The organism is Brucella sp., from assembly GCF_032066345.1.
GTDB classification, from domain to species: Bacteria; Pseudomonadota; Alphaproteobacteria; order Rhizobiales; family Rhizobiaceae; genus Brucella; species Brucella pseudogrignonensis.
This window is the reverse complement of sequence record NZ_DAMBKZ010000023.1, coordinates 40,625-55,277: the sequence shown is the minus strand read 5'-3', so window position 1 is coordinate 55,277 and position 14,653 is coordinate 40,625. Positions and strand designations below refer to the sequence as shown.

The following is a 14,653-nucleotide window of genomic DNA, read 5'->3' as shown; positions in this document are numbered from 1 at the left end:
TTCCCGACCAGCTTCAATAGACCTAAGTTGCCAAGCGAGATCGGCAACATGGAACGCTCTGTCCGACTTCGAGCCTCCTGCGTTGGGTTTCCAACACCTCTGAGGCGAGTACGGATAACACCAGCAATAAATTTTCGCCTTTTACTCCCAATGAGATTCTCGCCCAAATCCTCAGCAAAAAGCCGGTGAAGAACTCACTTGATTAAATACCAACTGGTTGGTATATTAACGTTGAGGAGAACGAGAATGGCGAGAACGCAGAATCCTTCAACGAAGCCGAGCCTGCTGGAAGCAGCACTCACCGTCATCCGGATGAAGGGCTATGCCGCTACGACAGTTGACGATATCTGCGCGGAGGCCAGTTTGTCGAAAGGTGCTTTCTTCCACCACTTTACCAGCAAGGAAGATTTGGCCGTCGCTGCAGCAAATTACTGGTCGGAGACGACCAGCGTGTTTTTTGCCGAAGCCCCCTATCACACGCCTGCGGAACCATTGGACCGGGTTCTGGCTTATGTCGCGTTTCGCAAAGAACTGATCCAAGGCGAATTGCCAGAGTTTACCTGTCTTGTGGGCACAATGGCGCAAGAAACTTATGGTACAAACCCTGCCATCCAGAAAGCTTGCTGGGACAGCATCTCGGGTCATGCCGACACATTGATCGCAGATATAGAAGCCGCGATGACCCAACACGCTGTTAGTCACGGCTTCACCGCAGAAAGCCTGGCGCTTCATATACAGGGCGTCATTCAAGGTGCTTTCATTCTAGCGAAGGCGAGCGGCGATCCGCACCGCGCCATCGAAAGTATCGACCACCTCTACCGATATCTGGAATTGTTGTTCAACCGAAAGACGGCCTGACAGGTCGTTCAGAAAAGGCCATGGGAGGAAACTATGCCTAGCACTATTCGTCTGCACTGCGTTATCGCCACCAAGCCCGAAAAGGTCTATCGCGCATTCGTCGAGCCGGATGCAATCGCAAGCTGGATACCGCCATACGGCTTTCTTTGCACCGTGCATGAAATGAACGCGAAGGTCGGTGGAGGCCATAAAATGTCGTTCCGCAACTTCACGACCGGCGAGTCGCATTCCTTCGGCGGAACTTATGTCGAGCTCGTGCCGGGAGAACGCCTCGTCTACACCGACAGGTTCGACGATCCCAACCTGCCCGGCGAAATGAAGGTGACGATTGAGCTGAAAGCTGTTTCGGTCGGCACGGAAATCAATATTACGCAGGAAGGCGTTCCGGACATCATTCCGGCTGAGGCTTGCTATCTCGGCTGGCAGGATTCGCTCGATAAGCTGAGAAGACTGGTCGAACCCGAGATCAACCAGTAGCCCTTATTTTCAAGGGCCAAATAGCACTGTGCCGCCGCATCCTTATCAAGATGCGGCGGCACAGATATGTGAGCTAAGCTCCGATTATTCCCACTCAATTATAAATACGGAGAAATTAGCTTTTCATTTCAGATACATAATTCACATTGCCTCAGCTAACACCATTCGAAATACCAGAATAGTCAAGTCGTCATAATTATATAATACGTAATTATTACGTTGAAGCTAAATGGCGACTTTGCGTCCCCCTAATCGGTCGTTCTAGGATGCTGACGCGGCCACAGAAAGCAATCAATCAAGCGGCGTTACTGCAACGATTGTGCAATGACATAGCCAAAAATGCGACCTGCACCTATCGCCCGTGCGTCGATGTCTGGCTATCCTTCCTGTTCACTTGTGTTTATGAAATGTTCATCAATCCCGCCGATCCAACACCGGAGGCCAGAATGAAAAAATTTCTTATCACACTCAGCGAATATAACCGCATCCATCAGGTCGCACGTGGTGTGATCGAGGGCTTAGGCACCGCCGAACGGTCTTGCATCTTCTTCGCCGTGTTCGGGGCCTACATCCTAGAGACGCGCTACAGAATCCCGGCGACGGCAGTCGCTGGTAATCTTGCCCTCTGCGTCAGCGACGAACCAAAGATCGCTTTTTTTGGTCGCAATGATGATGGCCAGATAGTCGCAGATTCCGAAGGATTTCATATGTGGGTACAAACCGAGACCCATATCATCGACTTCATGGCCCCGATTTTCCCGGAGGCTTTCGCAGGCACAATGGGTGACACGGTCATCCCGCGTAAGATGCTGCAACGGCTGCACACCAGTGAAGCGAACGATCTGGATAGCCTGAATGCCGTTGGTGATTTCATCACACTGCCAAGCCCTGAGCTAACACATACACTGCTCGAACAGTTTAGCAAGCGTCCGGCCAATTCAGATCTGGTTCATGTCGCCGAGAGATGGTTTGGCAAACCAAAGGGCAAACAGGTCGCCACCTTTGCTATGATCAACGATCTCGCCGAAGTAACAAACCTCAAGCTACCTACGAACGTGGCGGCAGGGTCTTGGTAATGATTGATTATGGAGTATAGGGAACGGCCCGCTCCGACCGTCCCATTACCTTGCCCCCCGATTGATACAGGGGAAAGGTGGGCGCTTGTGTGTGAGCTGCCAACAGCCATTAAGGGTAGAGCGAAGCGCCGGTGTTAGTATACCTCACGACTGCGCTTGGCGTCCAGCTCTTTACCGAGGTCGAATTTGTCGCCCCAGGCAGTGAACCAATGGTCATTGGTAGCTTGAACGATAGCGAGACCAGCGGCATCCAGACCGAAAATTGCCCCAATGTCATCCTTGGTTGCATTGCTGATGTAGGGACACACGATCAAGTCGAGCAGCATGATCAGCGTCTCGGCGTCCTCGGGGCAATGCGCCTTCATATATTGGAGTTTGGCTAGGATTTCGGCTTCCAAAAAAGCTCTCAGCTTCTCGTACCTGACTTTGTGCTTGATATAGGACAGGAGGATAGTGACCGAGAAATGGTTCATGAAGCCTGTCGGCCGACTGTAAACTCCGGTAGCCTCTTCCTCTTTGATCAGGAAGTGCCGCAGCAGCACGGAAACTGGTAGCCAATATTCCCGCCCGATCTGCGAGAGTGATATCAGCAGGTACAGGCTTTCCACCTCGCGATGCTCGCTCATCGTATTTTTCTCGAGCTGTTGAATCACGTTGTCGTGGACGTACTTAAAGAGAAGGTGCTTCTGCTCGTAGGGAAGACCTTGCGCGCGGACAAAATCCACTGACGTCGCGATCATTCGACAGATACGGATTGTGTGATTAACCTTGGGACTCGCAGAGTAGGCGAAAAACGCGAACTCCATGATAGCCAGTAGGGCATTAGACAGAAGCTTCCTGTCCCGGTCCGATTTGTCGCTTTCAATATAGCCCTTAAATAGTTTCTCGATTTTGTTCTCAATAATTGCAAAGGTGTAATTCAGCAGGTCGCCGTAACTGACGCCGGCTTCTTTGATCGCGGCTTTGTAGCGGATGATAAGCCGATTAGCGTTGATCGAGCAGACGAGCTTCGTCTTCGGAGATTTAGTCGGATCGGTCTGCGGCTCTGCCTCGCAAAATGGACCAATTTGGTCGTTTAGTAGCGCAGAAATCCGCTCTTTGGCGAGCGTAATCTCGGTGATAATCGGCTTCTTGTAGTGCTTGATTTTCGCAGTGTTGATACTGAGCTTCTTGCCCTTAAGGATTTGCTGGAGCGTCTCAAAAATCTTGAGCTGCGTTGACTCCTCATTGTAAAAAACGAAGAAGTCATCGACGTATCGGAAAATCTCGTAATCCACCTTGTGGCGAAGGTTTGCCTTTGCCAATTGCTTGAGCAGTTCGGCATCTATCGACTGCAAAATGATCTCTGCGAAAATCCGTGAAAACTCAGGGCCAATAACGATGCCGTTGGTCTCTTTGTGATTTAGATCCTGCATAAGGGCGTCGAAACGACCCGCGAAGGTGCGCTTTGACTCCTCAAGTTTAAACTTAGTCTGGTCCTTACCCAGAACGGCCCAGGGCAGCGAGTGTGTGTAGATACTGTCGAAGCACTTGCTAACATCGACCTGCACCATCGCATCATACTTCTTCTCGCTACGATGATATTTGTAAGATTCGAAAAAGCGATGGATGTTCCGATATTTCCGGTAAACAAAGTAAGATCCAACCTGCTCGTACTCGCGATCTTCCTCCTCCAGCCCCGCTACGGAATCCAGCCGCTCTTCATGTAGCTTGTCCTTAAAATAGGCATAGCGTGAAACTGACACCGGACGGCGAATCGAGAATTCGCTGACCGACGTGTGGTAGATGATCAGCGCGCTGTGGGTCGCGTAAAAGCTCGCAACTGCGACCTGATTTCGCGGGTGCACGACGCTCAGGGTGCGACCGTCCAAATTGTGCGCCACCCGGAAATTGAACGGTATAGTCGCCATCTTGCACTTTTTGGCGGGCACCCACCGTCTGGTCTTCTGCTTACCCCATTCGGTCACCACTTCGGCTTCGATGAGCGTGTCAGCCTTGATGCCGAACAGAAGTCGCATTGTGCGGTCGAGCTCGTCGGTCTCGCAAACCCAACGTAACTGCCCTTTTTCGATCTCCACACAGTTATCACGCAGGAAGCGATAATAACCCCGGTTTGAAAATGTGGGGGGCACTTCGAACGGTAGCATGTCCGTAAGGACGGACCGTTGTTTCCGATGGGTGAGCGAAACGCGGCGCTTAGGCATGCTTCCATGCCCTCACGATTACATGCAATTCACGGGCACTGAAATTATGGTATCGGCGTTGCTCAAATCCAGACGTAAATTTAAGCTTTTTCAATTTCTTTTGCAGGCTGCTACTATGCAGGGTTCCAATCAAAGCCTTCAGTTCTTGGTCAAGCAGCGCGAAGCTCGCCATGTCGGTTATGATCGAATTGTTGTAGTAAATTCCAGTAACAGCGCGGGATTTGCTGTTTGAAAGCCGCGTGTTGCCGGTTAAGAATTTGATTCGCCAGATCAGCTCCCTGTAGGCGCGCCGCGTGCGCAACGAGCGCTCCAGCCAATACTCCTCAAACGCCGCATTCATGCGCGTACGATATTTGTCCACCTTTGTCGTGCTGGGTGAGATCTCGCATTTTCCGGCGTCTATACTGAATTTGTAACCGAGGTACTCAAAGTCCTGTGGATTCGATTTCGGAAAAGCAAATTCGTTTGTCTTCGCAGCATTGTGCGCAAGCCCGTTCTTGCCAAAGATGTCGATGATCCGGTCCTTGTAGGAGCCGAGACTGTTGCCAGCAGGGGGCCTTGCGAAGACGGCCACGATATCGTCAACAAACCGGCAATAAAGAACCAGACCGGGGATCGCCCGGATCGCATTATCTATGGGACGTAGGTAAAATTCGGCAAGGTAGGCAGAAATGCCAACTCCACGAGGTACGCCAACGGCAGTTCCGGACTTCGCGCCATACGAGGCTAGTACCTGCTTGATGTACTTCTTCGAAGCCGGGCTTAGAAGCTGGTCGCCATCAAGCTTTTCTAAGAGCCTTTTTCTGTCAATACTCTCGTAGAACGAAGAAATATCAGTCCGAACCAGTTCGAAGGGAAAGCTGCTGCCCATCATGTCGCGAACCTGACAAACAAGGTCGTGCCGGTTCGCCTGTTTGACCTTGTAGATGCGGCTTATATTGCGCTGGAGTTGCTTGATGACGAAAAATGTCTCAGGCTGGGCGTCGATGCAAAAAACCGACTTCCCTTTCGGGCCGTCCTTTTTGGATAGCTCAATCTTGAAGGTAGGCTTGAGGACCTTTTGGCTGATTTCGTCCATCAGCTTATCGACGGCGGCTGATTTGTCCGCCTTTAGTTTAGCAAGTTCGTTTTTCAGAACCAGCAATTTAGCCTCGAACGATTCCGCATTTATTGTCGCTTGGGCGGCGCGATGATCACGAATGTCCTGGACCTTTGCGCGAACTGCGACAGTCAGGGGTTCGAGCGACGGAAAGTAACGCTTCGCTATGTCCAGACCCTTGCGGTTCTCGGCGTCATAGATGCGGCGGAAGTTTTCCGCTGTGAACATCTGATCGAGCATTACTAAGTTAACATCCTGGTTTCGTTGGCCTTCGAGAAGAAAGCTATCCCATAATGACGTGTTTTAGGAAGCGAATTCTAGACAGGTACTGTGGAATTCGTTGGAGTTTTTTGATATTTACACTAATTGAAGTGAAGGTCAGCTTGATACATTTTTTCCATCCAAAATCGGACAATCAAGAGACAGCCGTAATGGCCATTCTATATAGGTAGGCGATATAGATCTCAGCGGCCCCGGTTTCCTACAATCCACCATCAGGCGGTCTTTTGAACTTTCTCCCACCACTTTATTATCGGTCAACGATTTGCCCCATAATCTTATGAACCTGATCTTTCAGCTTCCGAAAATCCTGCATCATCGTTTCTACTTCTATCGGCCTTGCGCCCTGCCCGCGCTTCTCAGCCAACCAGAGTTTGAGCAGGCCTGCGACGCGGCCCAAGTCACCATTCACTTTTGCCAAATCTGCTACTGCCTTTAAATCGACCACGGATCGTATAGGGTGGTTAAGCCCAACATTGCGTAGGTATGCCGAACGCGAAAGACCGGTTGTGTTGGCTCGCTCCGCCAATTCCGCTTCCTCTTTTGGTGTCAACCAAACCTCAATGCGCCGGTTCCGAGGGCGACCACCTCTAGCTTCAACAGGCGTACTTTCACGATCAGCCGCGTTCTTCATATAGCCTCCAAATTGTCAGATTTGTCATTGTCGCGGTAGCGATTGCCAGCCTCGCAGAGCAAGATTCCGTCGAGCCCAAGGCGAGTAAGGTACGGTATTGGAGAGGGATAGGCGTAGCCTGTACCGGTACAATACACATCTTGCCATCATTCTGCGTGCGATTTTACGCGATGCGTAATCGACCGTCCATTTTTAGTACAGAAAAACCGTTAAATCGCATTTATTCGCGCATCGTCGCATATGATCGCATAAAATCGCGCATCATCGCGGATAATTGCATCTAATCGCAAATAATCGCGTAATTAATGTTTTGAAATAAGAAAATTGTATTGGATTGCACAATCCAGTATATGGATTTACATAACTTTACGCCACAAAAGTCGATTTTTATATTCAGTTCTGCAAGAATATTTCATGAGTTTTGATAACATTCATATCTACGAGGAGTGAGTTTCTATGAGCATATCCCCGCGTATCACTAACAAAGTGATCGAGGGTTTGAGAGTCCAACTCAGGGAAGCGGCGGATGCAACCCCCGGCCCGCAATGGATGAGCCAGATGGACGTCATTCGTGAGTTGCAGGATGAAATATCATCTTTGCAGGCCAAAGGCTTTCCACTGAAAGCTATCACCCAGATTCTCGCTAAACGTGGTGTCCAGATGACGCCCGCCAAGCTGAGCACTTACCTGAGCCGTGTGCGTCAGGAAAAATCCAAAACAGTATGACCCGGCCTCAAGTGACAGGCCCAATACGCAGGAGAACAAAATGAAAACATCACTTCGATTTTTAGTAGGCGCTGCATTCTCTGTTTCGCTGACTGCCACTCTCATTCCGGTTGCTGCTTTTTACGCCCCGGATGCGAAGGCATTCACGGTCTATTGCACAAACTGCTCAACGACAATGCAGCAGGCGCTGCAATACGCGAAAGATGTTGAGACGGCGCTGAACACCGCGCAGCAACTTCAAACGCAAATGCGCCAGTACGACGATATGATCAAGCAAGGCATTGCGCTGCCTGAAAGCCTTTATCAGTCCATCACTGGCGACCTTCGAAGCGTAGCGGATGTTTACACCAATACGAAAACATTAGGTCGCGACATCAGCGATTTGGACAAGCGCTTCCGTGAACAATTCAAGGATTACGACACCTATCTGAAATCGGCCGGTGAGTTTGAAGGCGGCAACATCAGCGAACGCCAGCGCAAATGGTCTGAGCAGGGCTTCGACAATGCGATTTCTGCCATGCGGGCAGCAGGAATGAACGTGGGCGCGTTTGAGCAGGAAGATCGTGCACTCAATCGCGTTGTGCAGCAATCGCAGAACGCCACCGGACGGCTGCAAGCCATTCAAGCGGGAAACGAGATTGCAGCGCAGAACGTCCAACAGCTCCAGAAGCTGCGAGATCTGACCGCAACGCAAATCACGCTGCAAAGCAACTACCTCGCGGCGACAATGGAAAAGGAAACTGCCAAGGCGGCAGCCGATGAGCAGTATTTTGAACGGAAGCCTGTACGAAGTGAAAAAGTAGGGTTCTGACTATGACTATTCCAAAGGTATTTCTTTTACTGCTGTGTCTCTCGTCGGCCCTTTTGGGTGGAGCGATAGCGGTCATTTCAGGCGCGAGCATCGGAACCTGTGATGCTTCGATGAATGACACCAAAGGAGACCAAGAATTCTTCTCACGCGAACCTATTCGCAGCCCTAAACGAGGGTTTTAATTATGACGAAGAACGCATTTTGGATTGTTCTCATCCTGCCTTTACTTCTGTTGAGCACGGTCGCTTTTGCAGCAGAAGGTAGTGGATTGGCTGATCCTAGCGCCGAAGCGAGTTCGCTCCTCAACCTCTTACACGAGACGGCGAATAGCTGGACTGGAGAACTTGGCAAGTATGCCACCTATTTGCTTTTCAGTCTCGCTCTCATCCAACTGATCTGGACCTTTGGATTGAAGGCGCTTGATAGCAATCTGGAGCTTGGGAGCGTTATCGCCGACCTTCTACGTTTAATCATGGTCACATCGTTTTTCTCCATGATGATAACGTACCTTCCAAGTTGGGGCGGGCTGATGGTCGATAGCTTCCGAGAAGCGGCAGGGCGTGCGGGAGGGATGGGCAAAATGCTCTATCCCGGCGACGTGCTGGCAATCGCTGTAACGTTGTCCAATACCGTGGCTGATGGCATTTTCACTCTGTCTCCGGGTACGGCCGTTTTCAACTCCTTTATGTCCGTGATCGTGCTCCTGTGCTTCACGTTCATAGCCGCATTCATGTTTGTAACGCTCGTTGAATCCTACATCATCATCTGTGCAGGTGTTTTTCTGATGGGTTTCGGCGGTTCATCCTGGACACGTGAGTTTGCTACTTCACCGCTTAAATACATCGTCTCTGTTGGTGCAAAGCTGTTTGTTCTGACGCTGATAGTTTCTGTGATCTCGGCCAGCGCCGACGCCTGGGTCGAGGCCTACACGAAGGATTCCGCATCCTCCCTGACAATTGCGGGACTGGCAATTATCTGCGCTTATCTGACCAAGACGATACCGGAATTGATCGCTGGAATGATAAACGGAACATCGCTAGGCGGCGGTTCTGCAATCGGCGGGCTTGCAATGGCGGGCGCAGCCGGTGCTGCTGGCCTCGCCGTAGGGGCAGGTGCGCTCGCAGGCGGTGCCGCAAGTTCGGCCGGTGGCGGTATTAGCAGTCTAGCCAAAAGTCTTGGCTCCAGTCTTGCCGGTAATGCTCCGCAGCGCCCTCAGAGCGATGCCGACACAAGTCCGGCCTCGACTATGACCGGAGGCGGTGGCAGTTCGGCACGTTCAAGCGGCTCCTCTTCCAATGCTCCGAATACATCCGGCCAATCCGGCGAGAAAGGACGGAAGCTGGCTGGAGCTGCAATGAAAACCGCTGGCTCTATGGTCGCTCTAAGCGTTCCAGGCATGGAGAGCGCGTCTTCGCTTGGAAACATTTCATCCCCGCCGTCTAACGGCTTTGAGGACACGTCTGAGCAGGAAGAAACCGGCAATGACCCAGCAAGTGAGAACAGCAACATTATTCGTCCTGAAAAACCGGAACCAGAGAAATAAGCAATACAGCCATCGAGCCATGCATCTAACGACCTAGGAGAAAGACCATGGACCCAATTATCAAATTTTCAATCTTTACCGCAGTCAGCATCGCTTTCGTTTTCGGTATGGTGGGCTTGCGTTTGGTCTTGCTAAAAGCAGGATATGGTCCCCAACTGGACAGGGTAAACGCCTATCTCGAAGCCAATGAACACAAGATCAACGCCTTTCGCTTTGGGATAGGAATGTCACTTCTTGGTGGTGCGTCAACTCTAACCCGCGCTCCGCTTATCGGAAGCAAAAGCGCTACCGCAGCTCATATGCAAATGGCGGACAAAATGCAGGCCGCTTATCGTCGCGGTAATGGTGCAGAATAACGCATTCCGTGAACCGACACCCCGCCACGCGCGGGGTTTTTCGTGCCTGAAATTAGCGATACCGTCTATTACCCACCGCCTCACGCCGCCTGTGGCGCGGTCTCGCGGGGTTTTGGCCGTCCCCGGATAACACATTGCGTTTAAGCGAAAAAACGCGTTTTTTGGTTTCCGGTTAACCCTCTGCGTTATCCCTGAATGTGTCGGTGGGTAATAGACGGGCCAAATTCGCGCCTGTACGGCTCTCAGGCGATTTTTCTGCCTCACTTTACCCAACACCATGGCCCTATCCATAAAAACGGCTCTACGTGGCTCTCAGGCGCTTTAATCGTCGTCGCAGCTTATCAGATCTCTGGGATCGTATTTCGCGGGCTTAAGCTCCGGGGAAACGGGCGATAGCTCCCCCACTACAACCAGCTCTCCGTTTTCGTAGCTCACCAGCTCACGTCTCCCGTCCGGGTAGCGCTGGATAACATGCCCTGCGGGCGTTTCTGGCTCCCTGTAGACGATTGGATATCCTTCACTGAGAAGCCTTAATGCTTCGCTGTTGTCGACCTGCTCGAAAGCCTGCTCAAGCGCTGTCGTCGTCCTGATCCGCCTCACCTGCTTTTTCCTTTGGTGCCAACTTATTTGCTTCAACTACGGAATATCGTCATCTCCACGACGTCACCGCCCAAACGCTTAGCTTGCCGCTCCCCTGCCAACATAGCTGATTTCTTCACGAAAGGCCTTCGCCTCGGCTCGCGGCTCATCGCTTTAGCGTTGTGAGCCTATCGTGACAATTGCCGAGGATCGGAACTGGACGAATGAATATTCGAGCTGGTTTCGCAACCATAATGCTGTGATGCTATTTGCGGCATCGTTTCTATCGAGTTGATCAGGGGAACCCAGGTGTTCAGATAAACTGTCGAGTAAGCCTGTGGCGTCCGGCTTTGTATACCAGCAAGTCATCACATGAGCTGCATGGGTGGCAAACCAGAGGAACTCAGGGCGGCCGGTTCCGCTGCGGCGCCAGCCCACAATTTCAGTCGAGCTTGGATTCCCTAAAGTGCTACGCAGTTCGTCTCCTTCGGCATCTGTCATCTTCTGCCAGCCAAGCACGTCACCCTTTGTCCCTGCAATCTGCACAGTGGATGAAGAACAGATATCCAAAAGCTTTTCCGCCGTCATGTCTATCGGCTCGGCTATGACCGATTTGATATTCATAGATGCAGCACAGAGCGCGCTAATAATCACGCAAAGAAGATGTTGGCGCTGGCGGTTATGCTTTGTTTCGAACATTCGTACTCTCTTGAAGAGGCAGTGCCACGATGGATCTATCGACAATATCACGGTCACATAAGACCGCATAAAAAGGTTGTGGCCGAATAAACCGGTAACCATGCGGCGTCTAGCGCTTACGACTTATCCACACGCAAACGGGTTTTAAGAATATAAGTTTTAATTAGTTTTAAAAGATTTAGGCGAAAAAATCGCCTAATTATCATTTTTATACAATTGGTTACGAGAGAGGCCGGTGGTTAATAGACGGCATCGGGTGGCTAATAGACGGGTTTCGGTGGTTAATAGACGGAGGCAGGGTGGTTAATAGACGGACTATCCACAGACCGCTCTCCACTTAAACTGATAATCTTTTCCAAATGCAAAACGGCCCCGAAGGACCGTCATCAACTCTACCTGAACTTCAATCGCAGTTATCTTCCGTCTATTAACCACCCTCGTTCCTGCTTGGCGGCTGGATGTCGGACATTTCACGATAAATCATTACGACCTGTGGTCCGCTTTTCCCTGGCTCCTCACGAAGGAGATACTCAGGTAAATCATTGGCAGCTATCACCTTTCGGAGATGACGAGAAAAATCCTTAAACTTACCGGTGCTGCCACTGCGCGCATAGAGCGTGCGGAACGACCACTTAGCATTTCGCCTTCCTGCGGCCCGCCGAGCCAACCTGTATAAGAACCGGCCTATGCCCGGATCTATCAGAAAATAATCGGGGTGAACGGTTAGCACGTCTGGGCTTTTACCCTCTACAATCTCGCGATAGATCCACTTCGGAGCTTCGATCTCAACGATACTAAGCTTTTTAGTGTCCGTCCGGGACACAACCCGATAGCTGCTGATAAGTCCTTCGGCTTCAACCTCCCGCATAGTTTTTCCGTCACTGGTTTGACGGTCACGAACGGTTTTGATGGTCGTCCCTTTAAGGCGATCCAATGCAGCCTCCAGTTCCTCGACCTGACGGCTTCCGTCGCCCCTTCTGGCAAATTTCAGAATGTCGGAAACGTGCGGCGTGAAGGTGCGGGACGGCTTTTCACCCTTACAGTCGCGCCAGCGGTTCACGGCTTCGGTGAGATGAGAAATCGTCATCAAAACGATGTCGTAATCCCATACGGACGCCATTCCGTCGGGACCCGATTTCACTTCAACATAGCCGTCTGGCAATTCATGGCGGATAACCTCCCCTGCACGCTTATCGCGCTTTGAAAGGCGAAATGGCGCTACGTCCATAATTGAACGATTATCGCGTCCGCCAACATCAAATAAGCCAGGCACAAAAAAGTGAGCCTGATCGTCACCTTTTGGTGCGTTTCGTACAAGAGAGAGCGCCTTGTCACGCTCTTTAAGCCGCGCCATCTGCTCATGAACGGTCGATACGTTGGAAGAATTTATAGTCGCGTGACTATCAAACTCATTCTGGCCTGTTGCCCCAGCACCCTGCGAAATGGGTTGCTCCCGCGCCGCGTTGGCACCGCGAGCGCTCTCAATTCGGCCAATTAGAGTAGAGGCATCAATTTGGCGAAGCCCTTCGGGCTTGATTGCCATGCATCACGCTCCCATTCCCGGACGGGGAGCCTGCGCACCAGAGTTTCTACGAGCTTCAATCCACTGCTCGACTTCGCTGAGAACCCAAACAACATTCCGGCTTGTGAGAGCAATTCTACGCGGAAAATCTCCGCGCTTCTCCATGTTGTAAATAGTTCTGTCGGATAACGGCACTATATCGAGGAGGGTCTTGCGATTAATAAGCGTCTTTTCTCTGTTTCTGTTTACCTTTTTCATTTCGAATACCTCGTATGCGTATATTTGAGGTTCGATTATTGCTCGCATCTGCCCGGGCAAGCTAGGCATTTCATAAAAAATTATATAATTATTTCAATGGCTTCTGTCCGCAAAATGTCAGTTTCCGGACAGGAAAAGCGATGCATGCATTTGTTTTGATTGGTGATTAATTTTAGGGGGTCAAAAGTTATCCACTGTCCGGAAAATGGGGGGTTTACGGACACGAAAATGCCGCCTAGGGACACCCATGCGGCATCAAAAATAGGAGTTGTTTGTCAGAAGGGCCAAATCAGGACTGCTGATCAGCTCCGACTTTTACTTGTCCATTCATCAATCATATCGGCCCAATCCTGCATCATTTCGGTGCGCTGCTCTCGATACTCAGCCTTGTTGTAAACGGCACGAACGCCGCGCTGCTCGTGAGCAAGACACTTTTCAATCCAATCCGTGTTGTAACCCGCTTCATGCAGCAACGTGCTTGCGGTGCGGCGCAGGTCGTGCGGGCCAAACTTTGCTAGCCGCTTTCCGTCCCTCTCTGCGGCTTTATAGGTCAGTGTAAGCACTTGGTTCAGCGTGGCGCTGCTCATGGGGGCGTCAGTGTCATATCGCGATGGCAATATGTAATCGGAGCCACCCGCGAACGTCTTGAGCGCAATGAGGATGTCCAGAGCTTGCCTAGAGAGGAAAACCAGATGCGGGTTGCGGCGTTTCATCCGTTCTTTGGGAATGGTCCAAAGCGCATCACTGAAGCTGATTTCGCTCCAGGTGGCATTGGTCAGCTCGCTTTTGCGCACCATTGTCAGCAGCAGAAGCTTGGCGGCAGCGCGGAACGATGGGCCAGTCGCAACGCGCTCAAGGTACTGGTACATCAGCCCTATCTCGTCCGGGGTTAAAGCGCGGTCCCTCGGCTCAAACTTGGCGATGCTATTCGGGCGAACCAAATCGGCCGGGTTCTCGACTTTCTGGCCGCGCTCGATAGCCCACCGGAACACCTGAGATACAACCTCTCGGGCGTGGACTGCTGTCGCCGGTGCTCCCCGTTCTACAATCGCATCGAGATGGTTGCGCAGGTCTTCATGGGTAATTTCTGCGAGCTTCCAGCTCCCGAATTTGGACTTAAGATCGCGCTCAAAGACCGAACGGCGCATATCACGCGTCGATTCCGCCATCTGATAGCCGCGTAGCCATTTCTCGGACCATTCCGCAAAGCTCTCAGATCCACGCAAACGTGCTTTATCTCGCGCTTTCTCTTTGGCCGGAGATTTCCCGACCGCGATGAGTTTCTTCGCTTCGTTCAGCCGCTCTCTGGCCTCGGCCAGCGTGATACCGCTCGCACCATAGCGTCCGAAAGTGACCGTTTCCTGCCGTCCGTGAATGGCATAGTTGTAGCGAAAGGAGATCGAACCCGCTGGCGTCACCGCCACATATAGCCCGTCGCGGTCGTTCACTTTGTAAAGCTTGGATTGTGGTTTCAGATTGCGCAGCTTGGTATCGGTGAGCACTTCAAAGCGTCTTTCTGCCTCAAAATACCA

The 14,653-nt window shown here is 51.4% G+C and carries 15 protein-coding genes; 7 read left to right on the top strand and 8 right to left on the bottom strand.

From position 1 onward, the window contains the following. The first annotated feature begins 246 nt into the window (after positions 1-246). From RT142_RS20970 to RT142_RS20960, 3 genes are all read left to right on the top strand, one after another. Positions 247-858: a TetR/AcrR family transcriptional regulator gene (locus RT142_RS20970; RefSeq protein WP_313031244.1), complete on the top strand. Its 612-nt coding sequence runs from the start codon at positions 247-249 to the stop codon at positions 856-858. A 33-nt stretch (positions 859-891) separates the two neighbouring features. Then, positions 892-1,335, top strand: a complete 444-nt coding sequence (locus RT142_RS20965; RefSeq protein WP_313031243.1) for an SRPBCC family protein — start codon at positions 892-894, stop codon at positions 1,333-1,335. A 266-nt stretch (positions 1,336-1,601) separates the two neighbouring features. Beyond that, complete coding sequence (locus RT142_RS20960; protein ID WP_313031242.1) at positions 1,602-2,411, top strand: DUF2026 family protein; 810 nt, start codon at positions 1,602-1,604, stop codon at positions 2,409-2,411. 134 nt (positions 2,412-2,545) lie between these two features. On the opposite strand, the gene drt3b is transcribed toward RT142_RS20960, so the two are convergent. From drt3b to RT142_RS20945, 3 genes are all read right to left on the bottom strand, one after another. Continuing rightward, positions 2,546-4,615, bottom strand: a complete 2,070-nt coding sequence (gene drt3b / locus RT142_RS20955) for an antiviral reverse transcriptase Drt3b (protein ID WP_313031240.1) — start codon at positions 4,613-4,615, stop codon at positions 2,546-2,548. Then, positions 4,608-5,954: an antiviral reverse transcriptase Drt3a gene (gene drt3a / locus RT142_RS20950; protein WP_313031238.1), complete on the bottom strand. Its 1,347-nt coding sequence runs from the start codon at positions 5,952-5,954 to the stop codon at positions 4,608-4,610. The genes drt3b and drt3a overlap by 8 nt, the downstream gene beginning before the upstream one ends. Positions 5,955-6,243: 289 nt before the next feature. Further along, complete coding sequence (locus RT142_RS20945; protein WP_313031236.1) at positions 6,244-6,627, bottom strand: plasmid mobilization protein; 384 nt, start codon at positions 6,625-6,627, stop codon at positions 6,244-6,246. 456 nt (positions 6,628-7,083) lie between these two features. Between RT142_RS20945 and RT142_RS20940 the strand changes: the two genes are divergently transcribed. From RT142_RS20940 to RT142_RS20925, 4 genes are all read left to right on the top strand, one after another. After that, a complete protein-coding gene (locus RT142_RS20940) occupies positions 7,084-7,353 on the top strand; it encodes a hypothetical protein (protein WP_313031235.1) in 270 nt (89 codons plus the stop codon). 40 nt (positions 7,354-7,393) lie between these two features. Then, positions 7,394-8,164: a P-type conjugative transfer protein TrbJ gene (gene trbJ / locus RT142_RS20935; protein WP_313031233.1), complete on the top strand. Its 771-nt coding sequence runs from the start codon at positions 7,394-7,396 to the stop codon at positions 8,162-8,164. Positions 8,165-8,348: 184 nt separating this feature from the next. Continuing rightward, positions 8,349-9,707: a P-type conjugative transfer protein TrbL gene (gene trbL / locus RT142_RS20930; RefSeq protein WP_313031231.1), complete on the top strand. Its 1,359-nt coding sequence runs from the start codon at positions 8,349-8,351 to the stop codon at positions 9,705-9,707. A 47-nt stretch (positions 9,708-9,754) separates the two neighbouring features. Further along, positions 9,755-10,063 (top strand): hypothetical protein, encoded by a 309-nt coding sequence (locus RT142_RS20925; RefSeq protein WP_313031228.1) that lies wholly within the window; start codon positions 9,755-9,757, stop codon positions 10,061-10,063. Between the two features lie 321 nt (positions 10,064-10,384). On the opposite strand, the gene RT142_RS20920 is transcribed toward RT142_RS20925, so the two are convergent. The 5 genes from RT142_RS20920 to RT142_RS20900 form a co-directional block, all read right to left on the bottom strand. Next, positions 10,385-10,663 (bottom strand): hypothetical protein, encoded by a 279-nt coding sequence (locus tag RT142_RS20920; protein ID WP_313031225.1) that lies wholly within the window; start codon positions 10,661-10,663, stop codon positions 10,385-10,387. Positions 10,664-10,816: 153 nt separating this feature from the next. After that, the gene (locus RT142_RS20915; protein WP_313031224.1) at positions 10,817-11,341 is read right to left on the bottom strand and encodes a hypothetical protein; all 525 of its coding nucleotides are present in this window, start codon (positions 11,339-11,341) and stop codon (positions 10,817-10,819) included. A 427-nt stretch (positions 11,342-11,768) separates the two neighbouring features. Continuing rightward, positions 11,769-12,884 carry a replication initiator protein A gene (locus RT142_RS20910; protein ID WP_313031222.1) on the bottom strand — a complete coding sequence of 372 codons (1,116 nt, stop codon included), beginning with the start codon at positions 12,882-12,884 and terminating at the stop codon, positions 11,769-11,771. 3 nt (positions 12,885-12,887) lie between these two features. Beyond that, positions 12,888-13,121, bottom strand: coding sequence for a helix-turn-helix transcriptional regulator (locus RT142_RS20905; protein WP_250043317.1), 234 nt, complete (start codon positions 13,119-13,121; stop codon positions 12,888-12,890). Positions 13,122-13,423: 302 nt separating this feature from the next. Continuing rightward, on the bottom strand, positions 13,424-14,623 hold the full coding sequence (locus RT142_RS20900; protein ID WP_313031219.1) for a tyrosine-type recombinase/integrase: 1,200 nt from the start codon (positions 14,621-14,623) through the stop codon (positions 13,424-13,426). Positions 14,624-14,653: the final 30 nt, after the last annotated feature.

Coding starts and splice junctions, on each gene's coding strand:
- RT142_RS20970 (WP_313031244.1), top strand. CDS start 247: ATGGCGAGAACGCAGAATCCTTCAACGAAGCCGAGCCTGCTGGAAGCA.
- RT142_RS20965 (WP_313031243.1), top strand. CDS start 892: ATGCCTAGCACTATTCGTCTGCACTGCGTTATCGCCACCAAGCCCGAA.
- RT142_RS20960 (WP_313031242.1), top strand. CDS start 1,602: ATGCTGACGCGGCCACAGAAAGCAATCAATCAAGCGGCGTTACTGCAA.
- drt3b (WP_313031240.1), bottom strand. CDS start 4,615: ATGCCTAAGCGCCGCGTTTCGCTCACCCATCGGAAACAACGGTCCGTC.
- drt3a (WP_313031238.1), bottom strand. CDS start 5,954: ATGCTCGATCAGATGTTCACAGCGGAAAACTTCCGCCGCATCTATGAC.
- RT142_RS20945 (WP_313031236.1), bottom strand. CDS start 6,627: ATGAAGAACGCGGCTGATCGTGAAAGTACGCCTGTTGAAGCTAGAGGT.
- RT142_RS20940 (WP_313031235.1), top strand. CDS start 7,084: ATGAGCATATCCCCGCGTATCACTAACAAAGTGATCGAGGGTTTGAGA.
- trbJ (WP_313031233.1), top strand. CDS start 7,394: ATGAAAACATCACTTCGATTTTTAGTAGGCGCTGCATTCTCTGTTTCG.
- trbL (WP_313031231.1), top strand. CDS start 8,349: ATGACGAAGAACGCATTTTGGATTGTTCTCATCCTGCCTTTACTTCTG.
- RT142_RS20925 (WP_313031228.1), top strand. CDS start 9,755: ATGGACCCAATTATCAAATTTTCAATCTTTACCGCAGTCAGCATCGCT.
- RT142_RS20915 (WP_313031224.1), bottom strand. CDS start 11,341: ATGTTCGAAACAAAGCATAACCGCCAGCGCCAACATCTTCTTTGCGTG.
- RT142_RS20910 (WP_313031222.1), bottom strand. CDS start 12,884: ATGGCAATCAAGCCCGAAGGGCTTCGCCAAATTGATGCCTCTACTCTA.
- RT142_RS20905 (WP_250043317.1), bottom strand. CDS start 13,121: ATGAAAAAGGTAAACAGAAACAGAGAAAAGACGCTTATTAATCGCAAG.